We start from the raw sequence: 24,784 nt of genomic DNA, 5'->3' as shown, positions 1-24,784 counted from the left end.
ATGTAATTCGTGCAACATTTGATTTAACCCAGTATTTTTCCAAACTCCCTGCTGTGCAGGGAGTTTGGAAAAATAACTTTTTTGTTTGAGGATGTATATATGAAAACAAAAATTACTGAAATGTTAGGCATAAAATATCCCATATTGTGCGGAGGACTGTACGGACTGTCAGACGCTAATCTTGTTTCGTCTGTATGCAATGCCGGAGGACTGGCTTTTATATCGTCCAGTGACCTGGGAGACAAAGAACTGTTGAGGGAGGAAATACAAAAGACAAAACAGCTGACGTCAAATCCCTTTGGTGTCAATATTTCCCTGCTGGCTGAAACAAAAAATAATCTCAGTCACGACTACATTGATGTTATAATTGAAGAACACATTCCCGTTGTGGAAACATCAGGCAACAACCCTGCAGAGTATATCAAAAGGCTGAAGGCAGAAAACATTAAGGTTCTGCACAAGGTAGTAACCGCCAGACATGCCATAAAAGCAGAAGAAGCAGGGGCAGACGCCATAATTCTCGTAGGTTATTCAGCAGGAGGGCATCCTGGCATGGAAGAAGTGGGCTTGTTTGTAAACCTGCCTGAAACCGTCAGATCCGTGAATATTCCGGTCATAGCAGCCGGAGGAATCTGCAGCGGAGAAGGCCTTGCATGTTCCTTAATCATGGGAGCAGAAGGCATTTTGATGGGAACTGCTTTTGCCGCCACACAGGAATCACTTTTTCATGACAATATTAAAAACAAAATCCTGCAGTCCAAATCAACCGATACGGTTGTTGTGTTCAAATCAGTCAGAAATGCCTTCAGATGCTATAAAAACAACCTGACCCAAAAAATTATTGAGCTGGAAAAAAACAATGCTTCTCCACAAGAACTGTTCAGCTATCTGAAAGGCTTTGATGCCAAAAAAAGCTATATGGAAGGTGATGCTGACAACATATTGGTACCCATGGGGCAAGCAGCCGGGCTTATTGACCGCATCCCTACCTGCAGGGAACTGATTGATAACATAATTTCACAATATGACAGCATAGTCTTGAATCATTAAAATCAACAATTAATAATTGCGACATTGGAGGAAATATATGAATATAAAGAAAAAAAGATTGTTTGTGCTTGCTGCCACCATAGTAATAAACCTCTGCATCGGCTCGGGTTATGCATGGAGCGTCTTTGCGGGACCTCTGGTAAAAGAATTCGGATGGACTGCAGCTGCCACAGCACTGACATTTACAGTAGCTAACAGCGTAAGCCCGGTAATGATGATCACCGGAGGAAAACTTCAGGACAAATTCGGACCCAGATGGGTAATCTTTGCAGGCGGGATACTTTATGGAGGAGGCATTTATCTCTCATCCATGACCACTTCCGTAACATGGCTTTATGCAACCTACGGAATAACAGGCGGCTTCGGCATGGGCCTTGTATACAGCAGCACCATAGCAAATGCAGTAAAATTTTTCCCGGAAAAAAGAGGTCTGGTATCAGGATTGGTAACCGGAGGATACGGTTTCGGCCCTGTAATATTTGCACCCATATTGCAAAGAATAATTGCAGCATCAGGTGTTCTGTTCACTTTCAAGGTACTGGGGCTTCTTAACATTTTGGTTATAACATTCGGATCCCAATTTATAGCAACCGCTCCGGCAAATTATATACCCGAAGGCTGGACTCCGCCTCAGTCAAAAACTTCATCTATTAGCAGCGACAAAACGTGGCTGCAGATGATTTCAGACCCCGTATTCTATCTGTTGTTCCTCATGCTGACATTCGGTGCTACTTCAGGTTTGATGATTATCAGCCAGGCATCCACCATCGCTCAGGACATGGTCCTGGTAAATGCAGGAACGGCAGCCATAGCAGTTAGTATGGTGGCAATAGCCAATACAAGCGGAAGAATCATCTGGGGCGTCATATCAGATAAATTCGGCAGATACAATGTACTGCCTGTAATGTACGTGTTGTCTGCTTCCATGATGTTCCTGCTTACAACCGTAAAGGAAGGACAACTGCTATTATTCACAGCTTGCGCCATGACAATAGGCTTTTGTTTCGGAGGATTCATGGGAGTATTCCCTGCATTGACTGCTGACAGCTTCGGTACTAAAAATAACGGCATCAACTATGGAATCATGTTCATCGGTTTTGCCCTGGGCGGATACATCGGTCCAATGCTGGCAGCCAACATAAAGGCTGCAAATAACGGCGATTACACCAAGGCATTTCTGATTGCTTCCTTATTGAGCGTCATAGGCATACTTCTTACATTCGCCGTACGAATATTAAAAAAAAGAATCACCTTGCAGTTTAAACAGGCAATGTGAAACAATCAATATTCATAAAGTTAACCGGTATTTTAAAAGCCGGTTTTTTTTATTGCGTAAAAAGTAAGTCAATGATTTTTCAAATATACACTTTTTATAGCAAAATATCGTCTTCACCGTCTATATACTATGTATACAACTTTTTAAGACTAACGATAATCAGGTGTATATAAATTATACACATAAAAATCAACAGTCCCGCAAACATGTTAACTTCTTAACATTTCTGCCTTTGAAACGCTTGGCACAATATTTGCTATATTTATAACGAACAAATCATTACAAATATGGAGGATATGATGTTTGAAAAAAAACATGAACTGATCAGAAAACTTGCTCGAGAATTTGCCCAAAATGAAATAGCTCCTTATGCACAAGAGATAGATCAAACAGGTGAATACCCAGTGGAATTGAAGAAAAAAATAATCAGCAGCAAGTTTCATTGCGTTACCATTCCGGAGCAGTACGGCGGCTGCGGCGGAGATTACAAATCTGCAGCCATAGTAACTGAGGAGATCGCCAGAGTATGTGCATCTTCCGTAACGCAAATAATGCCAAACTCTTTGTCGGGGGCTCCGATAATGCTGTTCGGCAATGAAGAGCAAAAGCAGAAATACTTAAGAGGAATGGCCGAAGGAACAATGATTGGAGCCTTTGGAATAACAGAGCCGGGTGCAGGCTCCGATACGGCAGCCATAGCTACCACAGCCGAAAAAGACGGCGACTTCTACATATTGAACGGCAGAAAGTGCTTCATCACAAACGGGCCTGTATGCGACTTCATAACCGTATTTGCAAAGACAGACACCAAGGCCAAAGGCGTAAGCGGCATAAGCGCATTTATAGTGGAAGCAAACTGGGAAGGATTCTCACGGGGTAAGACAGAAGACAAATTAGGCATACGAGGCTCAAAAACCTGCGACATAGTGCTGGAGAATGTGAGAGTGCCCAAGGAAAACCTGCTTGGCAAGGAAGGTCAGGGTTTCAAAATCTGCATGGCAACCCTTGACTCAGGCAGAATCACAGTAGCTTCACAAGGCCTTGGAATAGCTCAGGGAGCCTTTGATGAAGCCGTAAAATACACACAGGAAAGAGTTCAGTTCGGCAAGCCATTATCAAAGCTTCAGAATACGCAGTTTGAAATAGCTGACATGGCTACAAAAATTCAATGCGGAAGGCTTCTGGTTTATGACGCAGCCCACAAAAAGGATACGGGAAGGCCCTACACCCAGGAAGCTGCAATGGCTAAATACTACTGCGGCGACCTGTGCAACGAAATTGCATACAGATCGCTGCAGCTTCACGGCGGGTATGGTTTCATCAAGGATTACCCCATTGAGAGAATGTACAGAGACGCAAGGATCGTATCAATTTATGAAGGTACGTCAGAAATTCAAAAGGTTGTAATTTCCGGAATGATACTGGGAAAAAAATAAGGAGGCCATTATGAATATATTAGTTTGTGCGAAACAAGTTCCCAATACAAATGAAGTTAAGATAGATCCGGTAAAAGGTACGCTCATAAGAGACGGCGTAGAGAGCATATTGAATCCGGACGATGCAAATGCCCTGGAAGAAGCATTGAAACTGAAAGACACATATGATGATGTGAACATAACGGTAATTACAATGGGACCTCCTCAGGCAGATGATATGCTCAGAGAATGCCTAGCAATGGGGGCCGATGAAGCCATACTTTTAAGTGACAGGGCTTTTGGAGGTGCAGACACCTGGGCAACTTCAAATACGATTTCTGCAGCAATTGAAAAAATAGGAAACTACCATATAATCTTTGCAGGCAGACAGGCCATTGACGGCGACACTGCTCAGGTTGGACCGCAAATAGCAGAAAAGCTTGGAATCCCGCAGATAACCTATGTGCAAAGCTTCGAGCTTTCTGATGATGAGATAATGGTTCAGAGGCAGCTTGAAGACGGATACGAGGTAATAATGGTCAAAACACCGGTGCTGCTCACTGCCGTAAAAGAGCTGAATAAGCCTAGATACATGAGTGTCAAGGGAATATATGACGCTTACAGCAAACAGATTCCGGTGTGGGGACTTAAGGATATACAGGTTGACGAAGCCAAAATCGGATTAAAATCATCTCCTACTAAAGTTTTCAGGTCCTTTACACCTCCTCCAAAAGGCAAGGGCATGATGCTCGAAGGAAACCTGAAGGAAAAAGTTAACTCGCTTATGTATGAACTTAAACTAAAACATGTTATTTAAAGGAGAATCATCATGGATAATTTAACAAGTCAGTATAAAGATGTATGGGTATTTGCAGAGCAAAGACACGGTGTTATAACTCCCGTTGTATATGAATTGCTTGGAGAAGGCAAAAAAATTGCAGGTGAAACCGGTTCAGATCTCTGCGCACTTTTGATAGGCAAAAATGTATCATCCCTGGCAGACGAGCTCATCATGTACGGAGCTGACAAGGTTTATGTGGCAGATGATCCGCTGCTGGAAAACTACACAACAGATGGATACACAAAGGTATTTTCCGATGCCATCAGCAAATACAAACCTGAAATAGTTCTTTACGGCGCAACGCACATCGGAAGGGATTTAGCTCCTAGAATTGCAGCCAGGGTAAATACCGGCCTGACAGCAGACTGCACAAAGCTTGAGGTTGACCCGGAAGATAAAAAATTGAAGCAGACAAGGCCGGCATTCGGCGGAAACCTCATGGCTACCATAATCTGTCCTGATCACAGGCCTCAGATGTCCACAGTGAGACCCGGAGTAATGGAAAAAGCAGCAAAAAACGAAACCAATAGAGGTACCGTTATAATAGTAGATTTAAAACTTCAGGCCGAGGACATCAGAACCAGGATAATAAACATCATTAAAAGTAAGAAGAACATAGTATCCTTAACCGATGCTGACATAATCGTATCAGGAGGAAAGGGCCTTGGCTGTCCTGAAGGATTTAATCTTATAAAGCAGCTGGCGGATGTATTGGGCGGTTCCGTGGGCGCTTCCAGAGCCGCAGTGGATGCAGGCTGGATCGATCACTCAAACCAGGTGGGACAAACAGGAACAACCGTTAAACCCAAAATATACATAGCCTGCGGAATTTCCGGAGCAATCCAGCATCTGGCTGGAATGTCGCAATCAGATATCATAATAGCAATAAACAAAAATCCGGATGCACCAATATTCAGTGTTGCCGACTACGGCATCGTAGGTGACCTTAATCAGGTTATACCAATGCTTGTAGAAGCCTTTTCTGAACATAGAACTCAGACTGCATAATAAAACAGCATAATCCATATATTAAGGCAGAACATTCTACCTCCCCCGTTCTGCCTTAAACACATTGTGTGGTCCATCTTATATAGCTTTTAATCAAAATAAAAACGGCAGGGTTCATCTGCCGTCAGGTAAAAAGTACCTGCCTTGTCATTTCACCGAATAGTAAAACTCCCTGAGCTCATCCTTCTTTTCCTTAACCAGTTCTGTTTTTTTGATTCCCTGCACCGCACCCTCCAGGGCGTAAAGTCTGTTTATTCACGCTGACTCATCAATTGCTTTTATTTTAAGCCAAGCCTGCTTGCTTCCCGTTTTTTTAAGCTGCTCGAAGTCCATGATTCCTACCTGATTAAGCTGTTCCTCTACGGACTTGCCTATGTTCGGCAGCTTTGACAATTCTCCCATATACATCCTCCCGTTATTGGCAGCTAAAGCCGAATTCATCTGTCGGCTGCTGAATATATTTTACTATCATCGGCGTAAACAATCAATTACAAAAAATCTGCAGTCTTAAGCTTCAGTCCAAATTCTTTTTATGAAATGAGCATACAGCTGCACGGTCTCCTATGCATTTTGTTTAAAAGTGTCTGTCGCGGGTATATAGATTTAAAGAAGTAAAACCAACAGAGAAAATCACAATAAGGAGGTTTGAAAAATGAAAAAAATACTTGTTCCCGTTGACGGTTCTGATGCTTCAAAAAAAGCCGCTCTAAAAGCCGTTGAAATGGCAAAGAAATATGACGGCAGCATAACATTCATGTATGTTGCATCAATGCCGGCCGATATGACCAGAACCAGGTATGGTATAGTTGTACCTTATGATTTCGGACAAATAGAAAAAGATTTGAGAGAAGAAGGCAGAAAATTCTTGGATTCATTCGTTGCAGAAGTTGACAGCGGCGGAATCAGAATAGATAAAATTCCCACATTCGGAGAACCTTACGAGGAAATATTGAGAACTGCAGCAGAAGGAAACTTTGAGCTGATTGTAATGGGAAGAAGAGGATTTTCAAAGATTAAGCGATTCTTCATAGGTTCGGTAACCCAAAGGGTAATATCAGATTCTCCCTGCCCTGTATATGTAGTTGTGGAGTAAATACAAAAACTTCCTGAAAGTTCAGGAAGTTTTTTTGCCTTATGTTATTGATTGATTACTGTCCCTGCCAGATATGAATGAGACTCCTATTAATTCCTCTTGCAAATACATCGGTTCGGTTTGGTCCCCATGAAACAGCTGCAGGTTCGGAGTCAAGATTTCCGCCGATGTTCTGCCAGTCTTCCCACCTTGAACCGTTCCAAGTCTTCTTAATCAGGTTGTTGTTTCTTCCCCTTGCGAACACATCCAGGTGATTTGGTCTTCTGGATGAAACCGCAGGCGCAGATGTCAGATTTCCTCCAAGGCTTTCCCAGCCGCTCCAGCTTCTGCCGTCCCACCACTTGTGAATAAGGTCGTTGTTCACACCTCTTGCAAACACATCTATTCTGTTAGGTCCCCATGAAACTGCCGCAGGAGAAGATGCCAGCGATCCACCGAGGTTTTCCCAGTCGTTCCATCTCATGCCGTCCCACCATTTGTGGTAGAGACCGTTGTCTGTTCCACGCACGAACACATCGAGGCGGTTAGGCTGCCATGAGGCTGCAGCCGGTGCTGATGTCAGAATGCCCCCAAGATTTTCCCAGCCGCTCCAGCTTCTGCCGTCCCACCATTTGTGGTACATGCTGTTGTCGGTTCCTCTTACAAATGTATCGATCCTGTTTGGTCCCCATGAAACCGCCGCAGGCGCTGATGTCAGAATGCCGCCTAGGTTTTCCCAACCACTCCAGCTTCTGCCGTCCCACCATTTATGGTACATGCTGTTATCCGAACCTCCCACAAACACATCCAGCCTGTTGGGCTGCCATGAAGAAACGCCGGGTGCTGTTGAAAGTACTCCCCCCAGATCCTCCCATGAAGACCAGCCCGGTGCAGGCGAAGGTCCCGGACCGGGTCCCGGTCCCGGCATCCTTCCTCTTAAAAGTTCCAGTACGATTTCAATGAACCTTATCAATATCCTATCCATAATGCTTCTCGGAATGTTGAACTGCCTTGAAACAGCTCCGAACCATGGCGTCTGGCTCTGAAACCTTGAATACATCTGATTCGCCGGCATGTTTAAATTCTGCTGGCTTATGATATAATTGGCTACAAGGAAAAACAATAAGTCAGCTATGTTCCTGTTCAGTCCCGATCGTTCAAGCTCTCCGTACAAATCGTTGTGGTCCGTGCGGATATTCTGCATGATGTCCTGTACATTTCTTTGCTGCTGTGCATATAAGTAATATTGATCATCACTTGGAGGGAACTGGTATCCTCCGTATGGATTATTAAACATTTTACAATCCTCCTTAAAATAATTACATACATTATTTTATTTAGATTGCCGCCACTTGTTACTGCTTAACGCAAATTATCCATACATGTCTCATACAAATACAGATGAGTTTCTCCTGTAAACCAAAAAGGCAGTCTCATTCAACTGTTGAATGAAACCGCTCCAAATATACTCATTTATTCTGCAGCCTGAAAGGCATTCCCTGGAAAATCTTCATCATCTATATTGTCTTCCATGGTTCTGATTTTTGTGTCATATATGACTTTAAGAAAGGCTGCGCTGATTACCAGCGATGCAACCTCTGCAATGGGGTACGCCCACCATACCATGTTAACTTTGCCTGTGAGTGAAAGCAAATATGCTGCAGGCACAAGAACAATGAGCTGCCTTCCCACAGAAACCAGCATGCTCATGATGCCGTTTCCAAATGCCTGGAACACTGAACCGGCTACAACCGAAAAACCTGCAAAAACATAGCTTAAGCTGATTATCCTCAAGGCTGGGATTCCAATTACAAGCATGTCTTCCGAGGCATTGAACATATGAAGCAGCAATACAGGATAAACCTGAATCATAACCAGAGCCAGCAGCATTATGCTGACGGCAATTTGTATGCTGAGCCTTATTGTGCGGATTATCCTTTCCTTGTTACGCGCACCGTAATTGTATGAAATTATGGGAACCATGCCGTTGTTAAGACCGAAAACAGGCATAAACGCAAAACTCTGAAGTTTAAAGTACACTCCGAACACTGCCGTAGCAGTGGAAGAAAACTTCATGAGTATGCTGTTGATGCAGTAGGTGGTTACGGAAGTAATTGAGAGCATGATGATGGAAGGTATCCCTACAGAGTATATTTTCCTGACAGTGTTCAAATCCGGTTTGAATCCCTTCATGTTGATTGAAATTTCACGGTTTACACGCACATTGAACGAAACGGCCAAAAGAAATGCCACAATCTGTCCGATAACCGTAGCCACGGCTGCTCCCTGGATTCCCATTCTTGGAGCTCCGAACATACCGAATATGAGGATAGGGTCAAGGATTATGTTGATGATGGCTCCCGTTCCCTGTGTCAGCATGGTGTAGAAAGTCTTGCCCGTGGACTGCAGCAGCCTTTCGAATGTTATCTGACCGAAAATACCGATGGAAGCCACGCAGCAGGTTGTCAGGTAAGAAATCCCGTACCGGATTATTTCCTGGTTGTCGGTCTGTGCCTCGAAATAAGCCTTTACCAGGGACATTCCGAACACCAGAAACACCAAGTAGCTCAAGAATGCCAGAAAAATACCGTTGACGGCTATCTTGTCCGCCTCGTTGTATTTCTTCTCTCCAAGGCTTTTTGACAGCACAGCGTTTATTCCCACACCTGTACCGACGCCTATTGACATCATGAGATTCTGAACCGGAAATGCCAGAGACACTGCAGTAAGTGCATTTTCGCTTATCCTTGCCACAAATATGCTGTCCACCACATTATATAAAGCCTGTACAATCATCGATATCATTATAGGTACCGACATGCTGACAAGCAGCTTCCCCACAGGCATGAAGCCCATCTTATTTTCGCTTAAGTTTTCCATTTTGCCCTCCGATACTGTTAAGTAAGTCATAAAAATAAAGTTGCTTAAGCAACTTTATTCATCTAAGGTGTAATTATATTCCTAACAGCATAATAAGTCAACCGGAAGAACATAATTCTTCAGAATTTTATTGAAGGCTCTCCATGGCATTTTTTGCCCAGTCGGAATCGGCAAAAACTGCTCTTCCCACACCTATGAAATCGGCCTTGCCTTCCTGGATGAACTTATCGGCAGCGGATGCGTCGGTTATTCCACCTGTAAGTATTACCGGTATACCTACAACGCTTTTCACGGCTTCGGAGAGAGAAGCGAAATATCCCTGCTCCTTGTTGTCCGGTAAAATGAATCCGCACATGCCGCCGGATATGTCAATGACGTTTACTCCAGCCTCTTCAAACAGTTTTGAAGCAATCTTGCTGTCCTCTATAGTTGTTCCGCCTTCCATGTAATCCGAAGCACCCAATCTAAGAAACACGGGATAATCATCGCCCACAGCATCCCTTACTGCTTTTATGACTTCCAGATGAAATTTTACCCTGCCGTAAATATCATTTCCGTACTCATCTGTTCTCTTGTTTGTTAAAGGAGACAGAAACTGGTTCAAAAGGTATCCGTGAGCCGAGTGTATTTCAACACCGTCAAATCCTGCTTCCTTGGCACGCAGTGCGCTGTCTTTGTACCTGGCGGTTAAACCCCTGATGTCATCCTTTGAAAGCTCCCTGGGAATTGTGTCGTTGAGCTTTCTCGGATTAAGGACATGAGAAGGACCAACTGTATTTACGGTTACTTCCTTCCTAGCCAGACTTCCTGCATGGTTAAGCTGCATTACAGCCTTGGAGCCGTTTTTATGTATTACTTCTGCAAGTTGTTTCAATCCTTCCACACAGCTGTCATCAGCAACTGAAAGCTGGTTTAGACTTGCCTTTCCGTCTTCGGAAACATAGCTGTGCTCGATGATAATAAGTGAAATGTAACCGCCCTTTGATTTCTCATGGTAGTAGTCCAGAACCTCCCTGCTTACTTTTCCGTCATTATGTGCCTTTGCTGTTGCCATGGGCGGCATCACCAGCCTGTTTTTAAGTTTTATCCTGCCGTTGTCAAAAGATTTCGTTAAAAATGACATGTTTCCTCCTTCTGTTACTGGTATAGTCTTCATATTTTATACGATAAATTTAAGTCTACCCTCAACTCTTTTACATACACACGTCCATGCGTACAAGCCTTGAACTGCTCAGGGACACATGCACTTTAAAATCTTGCGGAATGTCTTCAAAAACAACCAGGTCTCCTGCTTCTGCACGGATAGTTTCACTGTCGAGTTTAAAAACGGCGTGACCGTTTCCACAGTAAAAAGCGGTGCAGAAATATGGTCTTCCGCACTGAACACACCAATCGTTTTGCGCCGCACAGTCCTCATCAATGACGGACATTCTGCCAAAGCAGTCCTTTGAAACCATCAGGTTAAAATCCGTTACCATGCCTTCTGCAGAGGACTCCCATCCTCCGTCAAATATGTCTATGTCCTTGTATGGTTCCATGGTCAAATCATAATGACCCTTGTGGTATACGCGGGCTGTACCCTCAAGCATGATAAGGTGCCTGGTGTAGTTTTCCAGCATTGTGTACTTCGCCTCTTCATCACTGAAGGAAACCGCCTTACTTATTCTGAATTTAAAATCTCTTGAAGCATAGTTTGAATTTTCCGGATATATGAAGTACTGACTGCTTTTGCCTCCTGCCCACTGGGAAACAACAGCAGTGCCTTCGTTTATAACAGCTATTTTCAAATTATTCACCCCATTCATATCTTTTGTTAATATTATACAATATCATTGATGCTTTAATCAAGACGTTTGAGCATATTGCATTTATTCATACCGGAAGAAATATTTTTTTGATGCGCTGTTTAAGCTGTTATGATAAAATATAATAAAAAAAAGGAAGGTTCATATGCCAGCGTTAAGATTCAGGGCTATAGATGCCAGCAAAATACTAGAAATAAGCAAGGAACTCACAGACGAACTTCAAGAACTGATACAATGCCCCAGAAGTTATTTCACCCTTGAGGTTGTCCAGTCAAGATTCATAACCGACGGTCAATTCGTTGAAGGACCTGCCTCGGTAGATGTGTTCTGGTTTGACAGAGGCCAGGAAATACAGGATAAGACAGCAGAAATAATCACCCGCTACATAAATTCATCAGGATATGAAAGCGTGGACATCATATTCCACACTCTGGAGGAAAATCGGTACTACGAAAACGGAGAGCACTTCTAACCTGCTACAGCTAGAACCCTCATTCCATGACAAGCTTTACTTTCTCAAAACCAATAGAAGCATACTAAGCAGGAACTCCCCTCATACAAGAAGGGAGTTTTTATAATTTACCTTATGGCAACAAACTCACATCCCTTTTTCTTACCTTTTATATAGTTTTGTCACCGCTTAAACTGTATAAAGATTTTTCTGCAAGCTAATTGATATAATTTTATTTAACATACTATTGACTGCAAAGTAGCTTTGCACTTTATAATATTTTTAAATAGGTTATGACATAAAAGTCTAACCTGAAATAATTATGGGGAGATGAAAAGTATGAGAAATACAAGAACAGTAAGTGCATTGCTAATATTTTGTATTTTAATCAGTTTGATGACTGGTTGTACAAATCCTGCAGCAGAGAATAAAGTTGCAGAAGGCATTTACAAGCCAGGGACTTATTCAGCATCAGCTAAAGGTTATGGTGGCGATGTTACCGTAACAATTGAAGTTGATGCAAATAAAATTCTGACAGTGACTGCCGAAGGGAAAAATGAAACTGATGGTATCGGTAGTAAGGCTATTGAACAGTTGCCTAAAAAGATTTTTGAAGAACAAAAAGTTGATGTAGATGGAGTATCAGGTGCAACTTATACAAGTAATGCTTTGTTGTCTGCCGCTAAGGCTGCCTTAAATGAAGGTATGGGAATTGAGAACACTCAAGGTAAAATGAAACCTGGTACTTATACTGCTTCTGGATTAGGATTTAGATTATTTGAAGAAATTGAGGTAAGTGTCACTGTAGATGAAACATCAATTCTTGCTATAGAAGTCAGCACTGATAATGGAGAAACAAAACCTATATTGCAATCCGTTATTGATAAAATGGTACCACGTATGGTAGAAGGGCAATCAATCAATGTTGATGCTATAACAGGAGCTACAGCTTCCAGCAATGCGGTCAGAACAGCTGTGACAGAAGCTTTGACTGCTGCTTATGTGGCTGGTGGTTCATCACCTGACTCAGTTGATACTTTTAAGAATGATCCTGTAAAAAATACGGATAAAGCTGAAACAATAAATACAAAGCTTCTCGTATTGGGATTGGGTGGTTCCGGAACTACAGCTGCGATGAGAGCAGCTGAAAAAATGTATGAAGCTGATCCTTCTAAAGTAGATGTTTTAGCTATTGATAAGGCAGGTAAATTTGGCGGTACATCATCAGTAACAAGTGAAATGTTTTCTGTTAATGCTCCTAAATTCCAAGATGAATTTAATGGTGGTAAGGATTATGTAAACAAAGAACAGCTGCGCGATGCATGGCTAAAATATACTGAAGGCGATGCTAAGACAGAGATGGTGGATTTGTTGTTAGACAATTCCGGAAAAGTTGTAGATTGGTTAATGTATGACCATGGCTTTAAATTCTCTACTCCTAAGCGCGGTTTTACTGAAGCAGACGTTTATGAAGTAAAATATCAATACTTGCCAAATGATACCGGTACGAAAGAGTATGCTAAAACATATTCTTATTTCGAAGGAATAATGAATGACTATACTGAACTTGGCGGAAAGTTTATGCTTGAGACAGAAGCATACGAATTGATATATGACATCCAGAGCAAGACTGTAAAAGGCGTAAAAGCACGCAGTTATGACGGAAAAGAGTATGAAATTTATGCAGATGCAATTGTTCTGGCAACAGGTGGATTTGCAGGTAATGGAAAAATGGAAACAAAATATTTCAGCAATGAATATTACCCGTTAAAGGGTGAGTGGAAACATTACGGGATGCACCAAAACGATGGTAAAATGATTGAAAATGCAATAGGTATAGGAGCAGGCACATACAATATAGGTATGCCTCCTATGGTTCATGTGGCTGGAACACCTGCTTTCTTAACAGGTTATGCTAGAAATGAAATTCCCGGAGTAATTGGCCGTATGACAGGAAGAACAGCTACATGGACACCCGGAGATATACCATTAAATATGGTAATTGCCAAAAACTCATTAGCAATAAACAGAGAAGGCAAAAGATTTACTTCTGAAACGGGTGTTGGAATGTTGGATCCATGGAAGTCAGGAGCAAATTATTTCAGCATTTGGTCGAATGACCAGGTGCAGAAAATTAAAGAAAATGGTTTCAGTATCGCATCAGAAGGTCCAGGAACGGGCTATTTAGGACATCAAACTGCAATTCCTGCCAATATACCGTTGCCTGAAACAGATGAAGTTTTACAGTCAGCTATAGATGCAGGATTTGTTTATAAAGCAGATACTATAGCAGAATTAGCAAAATTGATAAGTGTGGATCCTGCTGTTTTAGAAAAAACAGTTGCCACTTATAACAGCTATTGTCAAAGTGGTCAAGATTTAGATTTTAAAAAACCTGCTGAATTTTTAGCTGAAATAGGTGAAGGACCATACTATGCAGTTGTAGGGACTCCGTATTGCTACAGCACTTGCGGTGGCTTGAACATTAATGAGAACTTCAATGTGCTCATGACAGATGGCAAAACACCAATAAATAATTTATATGCTGTAGGAACAGATTCCATGGGTGTACTCTTTACTGAAAAGAAACCATATGTTACATTTGGCGGAGCAGCTCAAGGCTGGGCTTTCACTTCCGGTTACTTAGCTGGCGAAGTTATAGCAGAAAGAGTATTAGGAAAATAAATGTTAAAGCAAAATAAAGACTCGAATTTTCGAGTCTTTATTTTTATTATTACAAAAGTGAAAAAATGTGCTATAATTGTTATATATTGAACAATGTGAGGTGATTTGTATTAAATACCGTGTTGGAGAAATTTCAAAGTTCTTGGGTGTTACAACTGAATCATTGAGAAACTATCAAAAACTGGAAATAATTGAACCTAAGAAAGATACTGACAGTACATACAAACATTTCAATTCAATATCGGTTGGCAGGTTGCTTGCAATGAGGAAAATGCGTAATGCTGGATATAGTTTAGCAGATATTTCTCAATCAATGAAGGAGTTTTCCCTCCAGGAATATTATGATACATTTACTAATAATACACAATTATTAAAACAAGAGTACGAATATACCAAAAACCTTATTGAAAGAATGGAAAACCATTTATCCTTTACCGGAAAATTAATGGAAGAACAAATTCAATTTAAAATAGACAAAAGCCCTACGTTTTATTGCTTTGATTACATGGTGGATAATGAAATTACCATAGAAGATAGGTCTTTAAAACATTTTGCCCAATGGGCAGAGCATATGTTATTTGTTCTAAATTATTCCCCTTGTTCTTTAGAAAGTTTAAGTCATGGCAGCAATTCATTAAGAATTGGGTTAGCAGTAGAAGAAAAATATTTAAATGCCTTGAATTTAAATATTTCTGAACCTGTTTATATGCGTACTTCTAAATTAAGCATTATATGTTCTATCCGACATTATCTTAATGGTAAATTAGTTGAAAATTATGCGGAAAAAATTCAAAAGTATATTATAAATAATAATATAACAGCAATTGGTGAACTATTTTATGTTAACGAAGTTTCTTTTCACCAAAATGGCGAGGAATATTTCTATAGTAAATTATATATTCCGATAGAATGACTGTTACTGAAATTCCATGTTTCCTAAAAATTTTCATAACGTTAAAGAAGAAATTTATGCTGACTTATACTAACAGCAAGACAAAATCATCCCAAACATTTTCAGAATCCCGGCATGTCGTGGGATCCTTCACCGTTCAGGATGACTATTTGTTTTGTTATCTTTTTTTTATTCTATCTCATAAATAATTAGCAGTTATAACCATTCAAGTATTATTGTCAGTGGGCTACTTTTGATTCGATGTCCATGACCTCTTCAATGTCGATTTGTGTTTCCCGGGAAATATCCGAGAAGCTTCCCAAGATGTAGCTGTGCATGTATGGTGGCAAGTGGGGTGCTTGCTTTAATGGATTGACGCTTATTAAGTATTCCCTTACTGAATCAGGAAGATAGTTTCTGTCAACAAGCAGCAGAGGAGTATGTTTGCTCAGATGTGCGAACAGCACACCTGATATCAGGTGGTACCACTTGGACAGTTCTCCGAAGGAATATGCCCAGCCGTTTCTTGTGTTGTGTTTCCATCCGAACTCATCCACCGGACTTTGATACCGGGCAAAGTTGATTGAAATGGTGTACGGGTCGTTTCCTCCGATTCTTTGAACACTTCCTGATACGAAATTTCTGATTTGTGCTTCAACATTTTCTCCCACTGTCCTTGTGGAGCCCACTATAAAGTAATTCTTGCCCCTGTTGCTGGCAATGAATTCCTGTATGGGCTGCGGTATGGAATTTTGCCGAACCAGAATGATGGGTACGTCTGCGTGGGCTGCATAAAATGCTGCAAATATTCCCTCGGAATAATCTTCGCCCGATATTACCATCACATCCTTTTTTCCTACTTCTGACTCTGATGGAACAACGTTGAACCTGAAGTCTATTACGTCGTAGCTAGCCCAGTACACATCCTCGGAAGTGGATATTCTGTAGGTAGAAAACCCCAAAGCCACCAATGCGTTTTCTATGCCCGATGATATGGGACCCACAATAAGTATCTGCGCCGGCACATTCATTCCTGTAGGCGCCAGCCTTACAATTTCATTCAGTATCAAGGGTGGTATGAAATTTCTGTCGGTAAACATAATGGGTGCATTGATAGGGAAATGAACTATACTTGACGAGCAGAAACCGTACTGCCATCTGTCGTTTGGTACAAGTATCACTGAGTTGGGACGCCATCCCACGTCCGAACTGGGATAGATGATGTTGGATACTGCCACATTGAAGCTGTACATGTCATCGTAGTTTACCCTGGTGGTGTTGGCTGTGTTTGCAAATGGCTGAATCAGCGGTGTTTGTTGCATTGAAATATAATTATATAGAGACACAAAAATTCACCTGCTTTTTTTAATTTAGTATATGTGAAAGAAATCAGATTGACATTCTTATTTGCCTACAGCCGCCTTGCTCCTTGTTTAGCAGCAAAAAAAGAAAGCACTCATTTCTGAATGCTTTTAAATTTCCTCTATACTCTTTAACCTTCGCCACAGGGTGGTTACGTTTGTTTTTAAAAATCTTCCACAGCTTCAAACATTACGTCAGCAGGAGCCTTTACATCCGTCCATACCTCAAATGCTTCTGCGCCCTGGTAAACAAGCATCGGCAATCCTTCAACTATCCTGCAGCCTTTTTCTTCCGCATCCTTTAACAGCCTTGTTTTCCTTGGATTGTACACAATGTCACAAACTGTAAGCCTCTTATCCAAAAGGCTCTTGTCCAGGGGACTCTCTTCCATATTTGGAGACATGCCCACGCTTGTTGTATTGATAAGCACATCTGTGTCCTGCAATGCTTTTTTAATTTCTTCAGGGTCAAACGAAACCGCTTCGCATCGGATACCTGTCTGTCTTTTTATGTCATCTGCCAAGCTTGACGCTTTGTCAAAGGTCCTGTTGCATATGTACATTTTCTTTGCCTTGTTCAGTGCCAAAGTCATGCTTACAGCCCTAGAAGCTCCTCCGCTTCCCAGTACGAACACACTTTTTCCTTCTATCCTGTCACCTGTGTTTTCTTCGAAACTCCTTAAAAAACCTATGCCGTCGGTGTTGTAGCCCTTGAGTCTTCCATCCTTTATTTTGACGGTGTTGACTGCACCGATGCATCTTGCATATTCATCTGTTTCGTCAAGGTACTTCATTATTTCTATTTTATGAGGTATTGTAACATTAAATCCATCAAAGTTCATTTTGGAAATTCCTCTGACAACTGTTTCCAGATTCTCCGGTTTAACTTCAACCGGAATGTATATCCTGTTCATGGAGCAGTATTCAAATGCAGCATTCTGCATTACCGGCGACATGGAATGTCCCAGGGGGTACCCCAAAAGCCCTGTTAGTTTAGTTTTTGTGCTGATTATCAATGTATTCCTCCTTATAAAAAATTAATTAATGATTTCTTTATTATTTTTTGTATTGTTCCTTGCCTATTGTGTATAAATTGTTTCCCTGGTTGTCGATTATGACCGTAACCGGGAAATTTTCGACTCTGAGCCTGTAGATTGCCTCGGCTCCCAAATCAGGAAACGCTATTACTTCCGCTTCCTTTATGGCTTCTGCCAGAAGCGCTCCTGCTCCTCCGATGGCTGCAAAATAAACAGCATTGTTCTTTATTATGGCGTCAACAACCTGCTTGCTTCTAAGGCCTTTTCCAATCATGCCCTTGAGGCCGTGATCCATGAGAAGCGGCGCGTAAGCATCCATCCTGCCGCTTGTGGTTGGTCCGGCTGAGCCAATTGCCTGTCCCGGCTTTGCCGGACATGGACCCACATAATAAATTGTCTGGTTTTGTATATCCATGGGAAGCTCTTCGCCCTTTTCAATGAGAGCTGCAATTCTCTTGTGGGCAGCATCCCTGCCTGTGTACATGATGCCGTTAAGAAGAACCCTGTCTCCTGCTTTTAAATCGTTGACTGTTTCGTCAGTCAACGGCAAATTCACTATTTTAGCCATATCAACCTCCATTATATTATTGCTTCCTGATGCCTTGCCACGTGGCATTGAATGTTGACAGCAACCGGCATGCTGGCGATGTGAGCAGGAAAAGTATCTATGTGTACGGACAGCGCTGTGGTCCTTCCCCCGAATCCCTGAGGCCCTATGCCAAGCTTGTTGATTTCCTCCAGCAGTTCCTCCTCGAGCCTTGCAATCATTGGGTTCGGATTGTGTTCTCCAACTTTTCGAAGAAGCGATTGTTTTGCAATCAAGGTTGTTTTTTCTATTGTGCCTCCTATGCCTATACCGACTATAATAGGTGGGCACGGGTTTGAGCCGGCCTTTTCTACAGTGTCCAGCACAAACTTCTTAATTCCCGCAACACCGTCTGAAGGCTTAAGCATTCCCAAGGCACTCATGTTTTCGCTGCCGCCGCCCTTTGGGGCAAGTATCAGTTTAACCTTGTCGCCAGGAACTATCTTGGTGTGAATTATGGCAGGAGTGTTGTCACCTGTGTTCTTCCTGACCATGAAAGGATCATCAACAGCAGATTTTCTCAAATATCCGTTTATGTATCCCCTTTTAATGCCTTCATCAATTGCTGTGTTTAAATTTCCTCCAACCAGTCTCACTTCCTGTCCCAGCTCAAGAAATATAACTGCAAGCCCCGTATCCTGGCAAATCGGCACATCGTTAGTCCTTGCAATTTCCTGATTCTTCAATATATCTCCCAGGATTTCCCTGGCAAGAGGTGACTCTTCTTTGTCCAATGCGTCTTCCAGTGCCTTCTTAACATCCTGCGGAAGATAATAATTAGACTCCATGCATAGTTTTTCTACTGTCCTGGTTATATCTTCTACATTAATTTCTCTCATTTTAATCTCCCTTCAGCAAACATGTATTGTAATATGTATTACTCCTGTTCCTGTTTTAAGAATAATACCAACTTTCATTTAAAATTGTTAATCACATTATATTATAAGAAATATTAAGGCACAACAAAAATATAAATGCCATAATTACTTTTGTTTGTTGCAAATAAACCGCAATAATACTATAATTATTATAATACAATTGAAATTGAGGTCCTGAGTATGACAATAAATGACAAGAAAAAATTCATAATTGATGTGGCTTTCATAGTAACGGTTTATGCCGTTTTATATTTTGTCTTCGTATACATGATTCACTGGGTAATGCCGTTTCTCGTAGGATTTTTAATAGCGCTGGGCCTAAGACCCGTTACACGGCTTGTTAACAGGGTGGTCAACAGCACGGGCAAAGGCGTAGCGGTGTTTGTGGTGGCCATGTTCTATGCTGCTGCTGCAGTTTTATTATGGCTCCTGATTTCATTTTTGTTTACTCAGATAACTGAAATGATCAACGTGATGCCAACCTTCTACTTTAACAGGCTGGAGCCGCTTCTTCTGGAATTCAACGACTGGATAGTTGAAAAAGCCGGCACCATATCTCCCGATGCTGCCAGCACGATTTCTCAAATCATAACAAACGGCATCAATTACATAGCAGGTGTCATAAAAAACATTTCCATATCCGTGGTACAGCTGGTTACAAAGCTAATATCAAACTTCCCATTGTACCTGATATCGGTAATCTTCACAATTGTGCTATCGGTGTTCATAAGCGTTGAGTACAACAACATTACAGCTTTCATAAAAAGACAGCTTCCTGACAAATTCAATTCCACATTTGCCGAAGCGAGGATATTCCTTACAGGAACCCTCTGGAAGATGATCAAGTCATACATGATAATTATGTTCATAACATTTTTGGAACTTCTCATCGGACTCAACATTCTGAATGTGACGTATGCGCTTCCACTTGCAGCCATTGTGGCCATTTTGGACATCATGCCAATCCTTGGAACAGGAGGAGTATTGATTCCATGGGCCATTGTAGAGCTTATACTTAAAAATTACCGCACAGGCGGAGGACTTCTGATTTTATACGTGACAGTCACCGTAGTGAGAAACATCGTGGAGCCGAGGATCGTAGGTCACCAGATAGGACTTCATCCCATAATAACCATAACGGCCATGTACGCAGGACTTAGGCTGTTTGGATTTGCCGGTTTCCTGATGGCTCCGGTAATTGCCATACTTGTGAAGTACCTGAACGACACAGGCAAGATACACCTGTTCAAATAATCCTGAGCGGCAGCTAAAGATGCCCTGATGCCAAAATGATGAGATTCTTCAGTCTTCGCCATCAGAATGACATGTTCGAAAGATATTGTGTAATCAAACTGATCCCGCACGGCGGGATTTTTATTGCATAAAAAAAGCAAGGCGAACCTTGCTTTTTTAATTTATATTTATCTTGTTAGATTATACCCTGTGCCATCATTGCATCTGCAACTTTCTTGAATCCTGCCAGGTTAGCTCCTGCTACCAGGTTGTATCCAAGTCCTGCTTCTTCAGCAGCTGCTACAGAGTTCTTGTAGATGTTCTTCATGATTTCATGCAGTTTGGCATCAACTTCTTCGAATGTCCAGTTGTATCTCATTGAGTTCTGGCTCATTTCCAATGCTGATGTAGCAACTCCGCCGGCATTAACAGCCTTTGAAGGAGCAACTACCATTCCGCTTTCCTGCAGGAATGACAATGCTTCGTTTGTTGTCGGCATGTTTGCCACTTCTATATAATACTTAGCTCCGCTGGCTACTATTTTCTTAGCTTCGTCCATGTTGATTTCGTTTTGAGTTGCACACGGCATGTAAACATCGGCTTTAACTGCCCATGGTTTTTGTTTTGCAAAGAATTCAACTCCAAATTTGTCAGCGTAGTCTTGAACCTTGTCTCTTCCTGAGGATCTCATTTCAAGCATAAACTCTTCTTTTTCGCCTGTAACTCCGTTTGGATCGTATACGTATCCGTCAGGTCCTGAAATAGCTACAACTTTTCCGCCTAATTGGTTAACTTTTTGAACAACGCCCCATGCAACGTTCCCGAAACCTGATACTACGAATGTCTTTCCTTCTACTGATTCTCCGAAGTGGTTCAGAACTTCCTGTGCATAGTATACAGCGCCGTATCCGGTTGCTTCTGTTCTTGCTAAGCTTCCGCCGTATGGTATTCCTTTGCCTGTGAGCACGCCGTTTTCAAAAGCGCCTTTGATTCTTCTGTATTGACCGTAAAGATATCCTATTTCTCTTCCGCCTACTCCTATATCTCCTGCAGGAACGTCAACGTCCGGTCCGATGTGTCTGTAAAGTTCTGTCATGAAGGCTTGGCAGAATCTCATTATTTCAGCATCTGATTTTCCTCTTGGGTCAAAGTCAGAACCGCCCTTTGCTCCACCGATGGGAAGACCTGTGAGAGAATCCTTGAATGTCTGTTCAAATGCCAGGAATTTCATTATGCTTGGGTTTACTGTAGGATGGAATCTGAGTCCTCCCTTGTAAGGTCCTATAGCTCCGTTAAACTGTATTCTGTATCCTCTGTTAACCTGAACCTTGCCTTTGTCGTCAACCCATGAAACTTTGAAAGAAACGCTTCTTTCAGGTTCTACAATTCTTTCCAGAAGTCCTGCTGCTTCATATTCGGGATGTTTATCAACTAAAGGTTCCAAGCTGTACAGAACCTCTTCAACAGTCTGAATAAATTCAGGTTCATTGGCATCTCTTTTTTTAACTTGATCGATTACTCTTTCAATATATGCATTCATTAAAAAAACCTCCATGTAGGATTAGTATGTATTTCCACCTCTATTATATCAAAATGTATTCACATTACAACCGGTTTTGTATTAACTATTTGTAATTTTAGCTTTTTTAGCAATCGTGAACAGCTTGCCTCATTTGTTTTTTAAGCTTTAATTTATTCTATTAATTTTAACTTAATCTTATGTTAACTTTTTGTAACATTAAAAAGATACAAAAAAAACAGAGATCTGGACTGTTACATAATAATCTCTGCTTTGTTTTGATTTTTATTCATCTTTTTTCTTGTCTTTGTTCATCCTGTTGTAATAATATGTGAGCGAAAACAAACTTTCATTGAGATGTACATTTTCAACATGCACGTCATCCGGCATCTTCAAATCCTTTGGTGCAAAATTCCATATAGCCTTTATGCCGCACCTTACCACCTGGTCAGCAACTTGCTGGCTGACACTCTTAGGAGTACATATAACTGCTATATCAATTTTTTCTCTTCCCAGGAATCCTTCCAGATCATCTGAATCCATTATCATTGCATTTCTAATGGACAATCCAATTAATTTAGGATTCTTGTCAAACAAAGCGACAACTTCATAATCCGCTTCGTAAAAACCGGTGTAGTTTGCGATTGCCTGGCCAATATTTCCGGCGCCGACGATGATAATCTTGTACTTTTTGTCAAGACCAAGTATTTTGGCTATTTCATTTCTTAAATTTTCTACATCGTAGCCGAATCCCTGTTGTCCAAACCCACCGAAATTATTTAAATCCTGACGGATCTGTGAAGCTGAGAAACCAGTCATCTCGCTTAATTCCCTTGATGATGTTTTGTTCACACCCATTTTGTTCAATTCACCCAGATATCTGTAGTACTTGGGCAATCTTCTTATTACTGCAGGTGAAATTCTATCGTGTTTATCCATATTGCGCCTCCTGCTTTTATTTTAACAATCTTTCGTTTACAATGCAACTACTTTTTTGCAGAAATAAACTTTTTTTCACAATTTTTTATGAATTTTTCATTATGATGCTTTCCACCACATTGGCGGCTTCTTCGCATGCGTCGCAGCATTTCTCAAAGCTGTTGAAGGCAACCGTCCATGTCATTATTTCTATGGCGTCGGTGCTTGTCATGTGGAGCTTTCTTACTGCTTCCGTATACAGGTTGTCCCCGTCTTCCTCAAGCTTGTTTATGTGCACAATTTTCTTATGAATTTCCTTGGATTTGCGGAAATTTTTAAACTCCCTGAATGTTTCCTTCAGCTCCTCCACGCTTTGGAGTATGATATCGGAAAATCCCAGGGCGTCTTCCCTCATGGTTTTTACGTTGTACATATACATGTGCAGCAGAACATCCTCAATCAAATCGGTAATGTCATCAATTTCATGAAGAAGCGATATAATATCCTCTCTGTCAATTGGTGCTATGAATTCCCTGGAGAGCCTTCTGATTATTTCATGTCCTTCCAGATCTGCAGCATGCTCAATATCATGCATTTCTTTCATCTTCTTCTGCAGCGAACCAGCATCGTAGTTGCGTATTATGTCGTCCAGCATGCGGGCAGCGCTGCAGCAATATTCTGACAGTTTTATGAAACCGTCGAAATAGTCGAAATCGTTCTTTCGTGCCATTTTCCACCTCTAATCAAAATATCATCATAAAAAGCTTTGCCATCAAAAAACCAATGAAACCGCATCCCGGAAATGTCAGAATCCATGTCCATACCATTTCGCTTACGAGCCCCCAGTTTACGGATGAAAGTCTTTTGGCAGCTCCTACTCCCATTATCGCAGTTGTTTTCGTATGGGTTGTGCTAACCGGAATTCCAGTCATTGACGAAAGGAACAGACATGTTGCTGCTGCCATGTCCGCAGAAAACCCCTGGTATTTTTCAAGCCTGCACATGTCCATTCCAACGGACTTGATTATTTTGTATCCTCCTATGGAAGTTCCAAGAGCCATGACTACTGAGCACAACATCATCATCCAGACAGGAATCTGAAAGTTTGTTACATTGGCCTGTCCATTTGCAAGGAATATTCCAAGCATGAAAACTCCCATAAACTTCTGTCCGTCCTGGGCTCCATGCATGAAAGCCATGGTTGCGCCGCTCAGAACCTGACCCTTTTGAAAAAACATGTTTGTCTTTCTCCTGTTTGCCCGCTTGAAAATCAGTTCCGTGGTCTTCACTGTAATCCATCCCATTACGAAACCAAGAAGCGTAGACAGTCCCAGTCCGTAAATTACCTTCATCCACTCGCTGGAATTTATTCCCTCCAAGCCGTTGTGCAGGGCTATGGCAGCCCCTGAAATCCCCGCAATCAATGCATGGCTTTCGCTTGTGGGTATTCCGAACCACCAGGCGGCAGTTGCCCATGTAACTATTGCAAACAAAGAAGCACACAAAGCAACCAGGGCATCCTTGGAGTTTCCTCCGAAGTCCACCATGTTGTATATAGTCAGCGCAACGTTTGCATTTATCATTGTCATTACAAAGACACCAAAAAAATTGAAAACTGCAGCCATGAGAATTGCGGAACTTGCCGAGATTGAACGTGTGGAAACGCAGGTAGCTATGGCATTGGGAGCATCAGTCCAGCCGTTTACCAAAATAACCCCCAGAGTGAGCAGAGTTGTGACCAGAAGCATGGGATTGGAAATAATTTGTGAAAGAAAATTTGAAAAAGAAATTTCCATTTTATTCTCCTGACATCAAATTGTATATTCCTTACAATATTTTCTTCTTATTATTACACACAATTTTAATATAGCACAAAA

The 24,784-nt window shown here is 41.6% G+C and carries 22 protein-coding genes and 1 pseudogene; 10 read left to right on the top strand and 13 right to left on the bottom strand.

Features of this window, described 5'->3' with window-relative positions:
* The first annotated feature begins 81 nt into the window (after positions 1-81).
* From AAGU76_RS13575 to AAGU76_RS13555, 5 genes are all read left to right on the top strand, one after another.
* Complete coding sequence (locus AAGU76_RS13575) at positions 82-1,050, top strand: nitronate monooxygenase family protein (protein ID WP_342486048.1); 969 nt, start codon at positions 82-84, stop codon at positions 1,048-1,050.
* A gap of 37 nt (positions 1,051-1,087) precedes the next feature.
* Positions 1,088-2,326 (top strand): OFA family MFS transporter, encoded by a 1,239-nt coding sequence (locus AAGU76_RS13570; protein ID WP_342486047.1) that lies wholly within the window; start codon positions 1,088-1,090, stop codon positions 2,324-2,326.
* Positions 2,327-2,622: 296 nt separating this feature from the next.
* Positions 2,623-3,762: an acyl-CoA dehydrogenase family protein gene (locus AAGU76_RS13565; protein WP_342486046.1), complete on the top strand. Its 1,140-nt coding sequence runs from the start codon at positions 2,623-2,625 to the stop codon at positions 3,760-3,762.
* Between the two features lie 10 nt (positions 3,763-3,772).
* The gene (gene etfB / locus AAGU76_RS13560) at positions 3,773-4,558 is read left to right on the top strand and encodes an electron transfer flavoprotein subunit beta (RefSeq protein WP_342486045.1); all 786 of its coding nucleotides are present in this window, start codon (positions 3,773-3,775) and stop codon (positions 4,556-4,558) included.
* 12 nt (positions 4,559-4,570) lie between these two features.
* Positions 4,571-5,590, top strand: a complete 1,020-nt coding sequence (locus AAGU76_RS13555; protein WP_342486044.1) for an electron transfer flavoprotein subunit alpha/FixB family protein — start codon at positions 4,571-4,573, stop codon at positions 5,588-5,590.
* 147 nt (positions 5,591-5,737) lie between these two features.
* Here the strand turns inward: AAGU76_RS13555 and AAGU76_RS13550 are convergent.
* Positions 5,738-5,992: pseudogene (locus AAGU76_RS13550) on the bottom strand (TfoX/Sxy family protein).
* Between the two features lie 250 nt (positions 5,993-6,242).
* Here AAGU76_RS13550 and AAGU76_RS13545 point away from each other — a divergent pair.
* A complete protein-coding gene (locus tag AAGU76_RS13545; RefSeq protein WP_342486043.1) occupies positions 6,243-6,683 on the top strand; it encodes a universal stress protein in 441 nt (146 codons plus the stop codon).
* Positions 6,684-6,738: 55 nt separating this feature from the next.
* Here the strand turns inward: AAGU76_RS13545 and AAGU76_RS13540 are convergent, their stop codons facing one another.
* From AAGU76_RS13540 to AAGU76_RS13525, 4 genes are all read right to left on the bottom strand, one after another.
* Entirely contained in the window at positions 6,739-7,959 is a 1,221-nt protein-coding gene (locus AAGU76_RS13540; protein WP_342486042.1) for a sialidase, read from the bottom strand.
* Between the two features lie 176 nt (positions 7,960-8,135).
* Positions 8,136-9,542, bottom strand: coding sequence for an MATE family efflux transporter (locus tag AAGU76_RS13535; protein ID WP_342486041.1), 1,407 nt, complete (start codon positions 9,540-9,542; stop codon positions 8,136-8,138).
* Between the two features lie 127 nt (positions 9,543-9,669).
* Positions 9,670-10,665 (bottom strand): NADH:flavin oxidoreductase, encoded by a 996-nt coding sequence (locus tag AAGU76_RS13530; RefSeq protein WP_342486040.1) that lies wholly within the window; start codon positions 10,663-10,665, stop codon positions 9,670-9,672.
* Positions 10,666-10,735: 70 nt separating this feature from the next.
* Positions 10,736-11,329, bottom strand: a complete 594-nt coding sequence (locus AAGU76_RS13525; RefSeq protein ID WP_342486039.1) for a HutD family protein — start codon at positions 11,327-11,329, stop codon at positions 10,736-10,738.
* Between the two features lie 163 nt (positions 11,330-11,492).
* Here AAGU76_RS13525 and AAGU76_RS13520 point away from each other — a divergent pair, with 163 nt between their 5' ends.
* The 3 genes from AAGU76_RS13520 (at position 11,493) to AAGU76_RS13510 (ending at position 15,396) form a co-directional block, all read left to right on the top strand.
* Entirely contained in the window at positions 11,493-11,819 is a 327-nt protein-coding gene (locus AAGU76_RS13520) for a DUF1904 family protein (protein WP_342486038.1), read from the top strand.
* Between the two features lie 318 nt (positions 11,820-12,137).
* The gene (locus AAGU76_RS13515) at positions 12,138-14,483 is read left to right on the top strand and encodes an FAD-binding protein (protein ID WP_342486037.1); all 2,346 of its coding nucleotides are present in this window, start codon (positions 12,138-12,140) and stop codon (positions 14,481-14,483) included.
* Positions 14,484-14,583: 100 nt separating this feature from the next.
* Complete coding sequence (locus AAGU76_RS13510) at positions 14,584-15,396, top strand: MerR family transcriptional regulator (RefSeq protein WP_342486307.1); 813 nt, start codon at positions 14,584-14,586, stop codon at positions 15,394-15,396.
* A 218-nt stretch (positions 15,397-15,614) separates the two neighbouring features.
* Here AAGU76_RS13510 and AAGU76_RS13505 read toward each other — a convergent pair whose 3' ends face one another.
* The 4 genes from AAGU76_RS13505 to AAGU76_RS13490 form a co-directional block, all read right to left on the bottom strand.
* On the bottom strand, positions 15,615-16,721 hold the full coding sequence (locus tag AAGU76_RS13505) for a cell wall-binding repeat-containing protein (RefSeq protein ID WP_342486036.1): 1,107 nt from the start codon (positions 16,719-16,721) through the stop codon (positions 15,615-15,617).
* Between the two features lie 179 nt (positions 16,722-16,900).
* On the bottom strand, positions 16,901-17,752 hold the full coding sequence (gene aroE / locus AAGU76_RS13500; RefSeq protein ID WP_342486035.1) for a shikimate dehydrogenase: 852 nt from the start codon (positions 17,750-17,752) through the stop codon (positions 16,901-16,903).
* 40 nt (positions 17,753-17,792) lie between these two features.
* Complete coding sequence (locus tag AAGU76_RS13495; RefSeq protein ID WP_342486034.1) at positions 17,793-18,341, bottom strand: Fe-S-containing hydro-lyase; 549 nt, start codon at positions 18,339-18,341, stop codon at positions 17,793-17,795.
* Between the two features lie 11 nt (positions 18,342-18,352).
* On the bottom strand, positions 18,353-19,198 hold the full coding sequence (locus tag AAGU76_RS13490; RefSeq protein ID WP_342486033.1) for a fumarate hydratase: 846 nt from the start codon (positions 19,196-19,198) through the stop codon (positions 18,353-18,355).
* A 219-nt stretch (positions 19,199-19,417) separates the two neighbouring features.
* On the opposite strand from AAGU76_RS13490, the gene ytvI reads away from it, so the two are divergent.
* Positions 19,418-20,491, top strand: a complete 1,074-nt coding sequence (ytvI, locus tag AAGU76_RS13485; RefSeq protein ID WP_342486032.1) for a sporulation integral membrane protein YtvI — start codon at positions 19,418-19,420, stop codon at positions 20,489-20,491.
* Between the two features lie 175 nt (positions 20,492-20,666).
* On the opposite strand, the gene gdhA is transcribed toward ytvI, so the two are convergent.
* From gdhA to AAGU76_RS13465, 4 genes are all read right to left on the bottom strand, one after another.
* A complete protein-coding gene (gdhA, locus tag AAGU76_RS13480; RefSeq protein ID WP_342486031.1) occupies positions 20,667-22,010 on the bottom strand; it encodes an NADP-specific glutamate dehydrogenase in 1,344 nt (447 codons plus the stop codon).
* A gap of 264 nt (positions 22,011-22,274) precedes the next feature.
* Positions 22,275-22,928 (bottom strand): redox-sensing transcriptional repressor Rex, encoded by a 654-nt coding sequence (locus AAGU76_RS13475; RefSeq protein ID WP_342486030.1) that lies wholly within the window; start codon positions 22,926-22,928, stop codon positions 22,275-22,277.
* Between the two features lie 85 nt (positions 22,929-23,013).
* Positions 23,014-23,637, bottom strand: coding sequence for a DUF47 family protein (locus tag AAGU76_RS13470; protein ID WP_342486029.1), 624 nt, complete (start codon positions 23,635-23,637; stop codon positions 23,014-23,016).
* Between the two features lie 13 nt (positions 23,638-23,650).
* Positions 23,651-24,703 (bottom strand): inorganic phosphate transporter, encoded by a 1,053-nt coding sequence (locus tag AAGU76_RS13465; RefSeq protein WP_342486028.1) that lies wholly within the window; start codon positions 24,701-24,703, stop codon positions 23,651-23,653.
* Positions 24,704-24,784: the final 81 nt, after the last annotated feature.

It is taken from the genome of Sedimentibacter sp., from assembly GCF_038562225.1.
GTDB lineage: Bacteria > Bacillota > Clostridia > Tissierellales > Sedimentibacteraceae > Sedimentibacter.
The sequence above is the reverse complement of the archived record's forward strand: the minus strand, read 5'-3'. Positions and strand labels throughout refer to the sequence as shown.

Excerpts from the sequence above, each read along its gene's own strand:
- AAGU76_RS13540 (WP_342486042.1), bottom strand. The coding sequence starts at position 7,959 with ATGTTTAATAATCCATACGGAGGATACCAGTTCCCTCCAAGTGATGAT.
- AAGU76_RS13545 (WP_342486043.1), top strand. The coding sequence starts at position 6,243 with ATGAAAAAAATACTTGTTCCCGTTGACGGTTCTGATGCTTCAAAAAAA.
- AAGU76_RS13530 (WP_342486040.1), bottom strand. The coding sequence starts at position 10,665 with ATGTCATTTTTAACGAAATCTTTTGACAACGGCAGGATAAAACTTAAA.
- AAGU76_RS13515 (WP_342486037.1), top strand. The coding sequence starts at position 12,138 with ATGAGAAATACAAGAACAGTAAGTGCATTGCTAATATTTTGTATTTTA.
- AAGU76_RS13570 (WP_342486047.1), top strand. The coding sequence starts at position 1,088 with ATGAATATAAAGAAAAAAAGATTGTTTGTGCTTGCTGCCACCATAGTA.
- etfB (WP_342486045.1), top strand. The coding sequence starts at position 3,773 with ATGAATATATTAGTTTGTGCGAAACAAGTTCCCAATACAAATGAAGTT.
- ytvI (WP_342486032.1), top strand. The coding sequence starts at position 19,418 with ATGACAATAAATGACAAGAAAAAATTCATAATTGATGTGGCTTTCATA.
- AAGU76_RS13465 (WP_342486028.1), bottom strand. The coding sequence starts at position 24,703 with ATGGAAATTTCTTTTTCAAATTTTCTTTCACAAATTATTTCCAATCCC.
- gdhA (WP_342486031.1), bottom strand. The coding sequence starts at position 22,010 with ATGAATGCATATATTGAAAGAGTAATCGATCAAGTTAAAAAAAGAGAT.
- AAGU76_RS13490 (WP_342486033.1), bottom strand. The coding sequence starts at position 19,198 with ATGAGAGAAATTAATGTAGAAGATATAACCAGGACAGTAGAAAAACTA.
- AAGU76_RS13535 (WP_342486041.1), bottom strand. The coding sequence starts at position 9,542 with ATGGAAAACTTAAGCGAAAATAAGATGGGCTTCATGCCTGTGGGGAAG.
- AAGU76_RS13520 (WP_342486038.1), top strand. The coding sequence starts at position 11,493 with ATGCCAGCGTTAAGATTCAGGGCTATAGATGCCAGCAAAATACTAGAA.
- AAGU76_RS13555 (WP_342486044.1), top strand. The coding sequence starts at position 4,571 with ATGGATAATTTAACAAGTCAGTATAAAGATGTATGGGTATTTGCAGAG.
- AAGU76_RS13565 (WP_342486046.1), top strand. The coding sequence starts at position 2,623 with ATGATGTTTGAAAAAAAACATGAACTGATCAGAAAACTTGCTCGAGAA.
- AAGU76_RS13495 (WP_342486034.1), bottom strand. The coding sequence starts at position 18,341 with ATGGCTAAAATAGTGAATTTGCCGTTGACTGACGAAACAGTCAACGAT.
- AAGU76_RS13475 (WP_342486030.1), bottom strand. The coding sequence starts at position 22,928 with ATGGATAAACACGATAGAATTTCACCTGCAGTAATAAGAAGATTGCCC.
- AAGU76_RS13470 (WP_342486029.1), bottom strand. The coding sequence starts at position 23,637 with ATGGCACGAAAGAACGATTTCGACTATTTCGACGGTTTCATAAAACTG.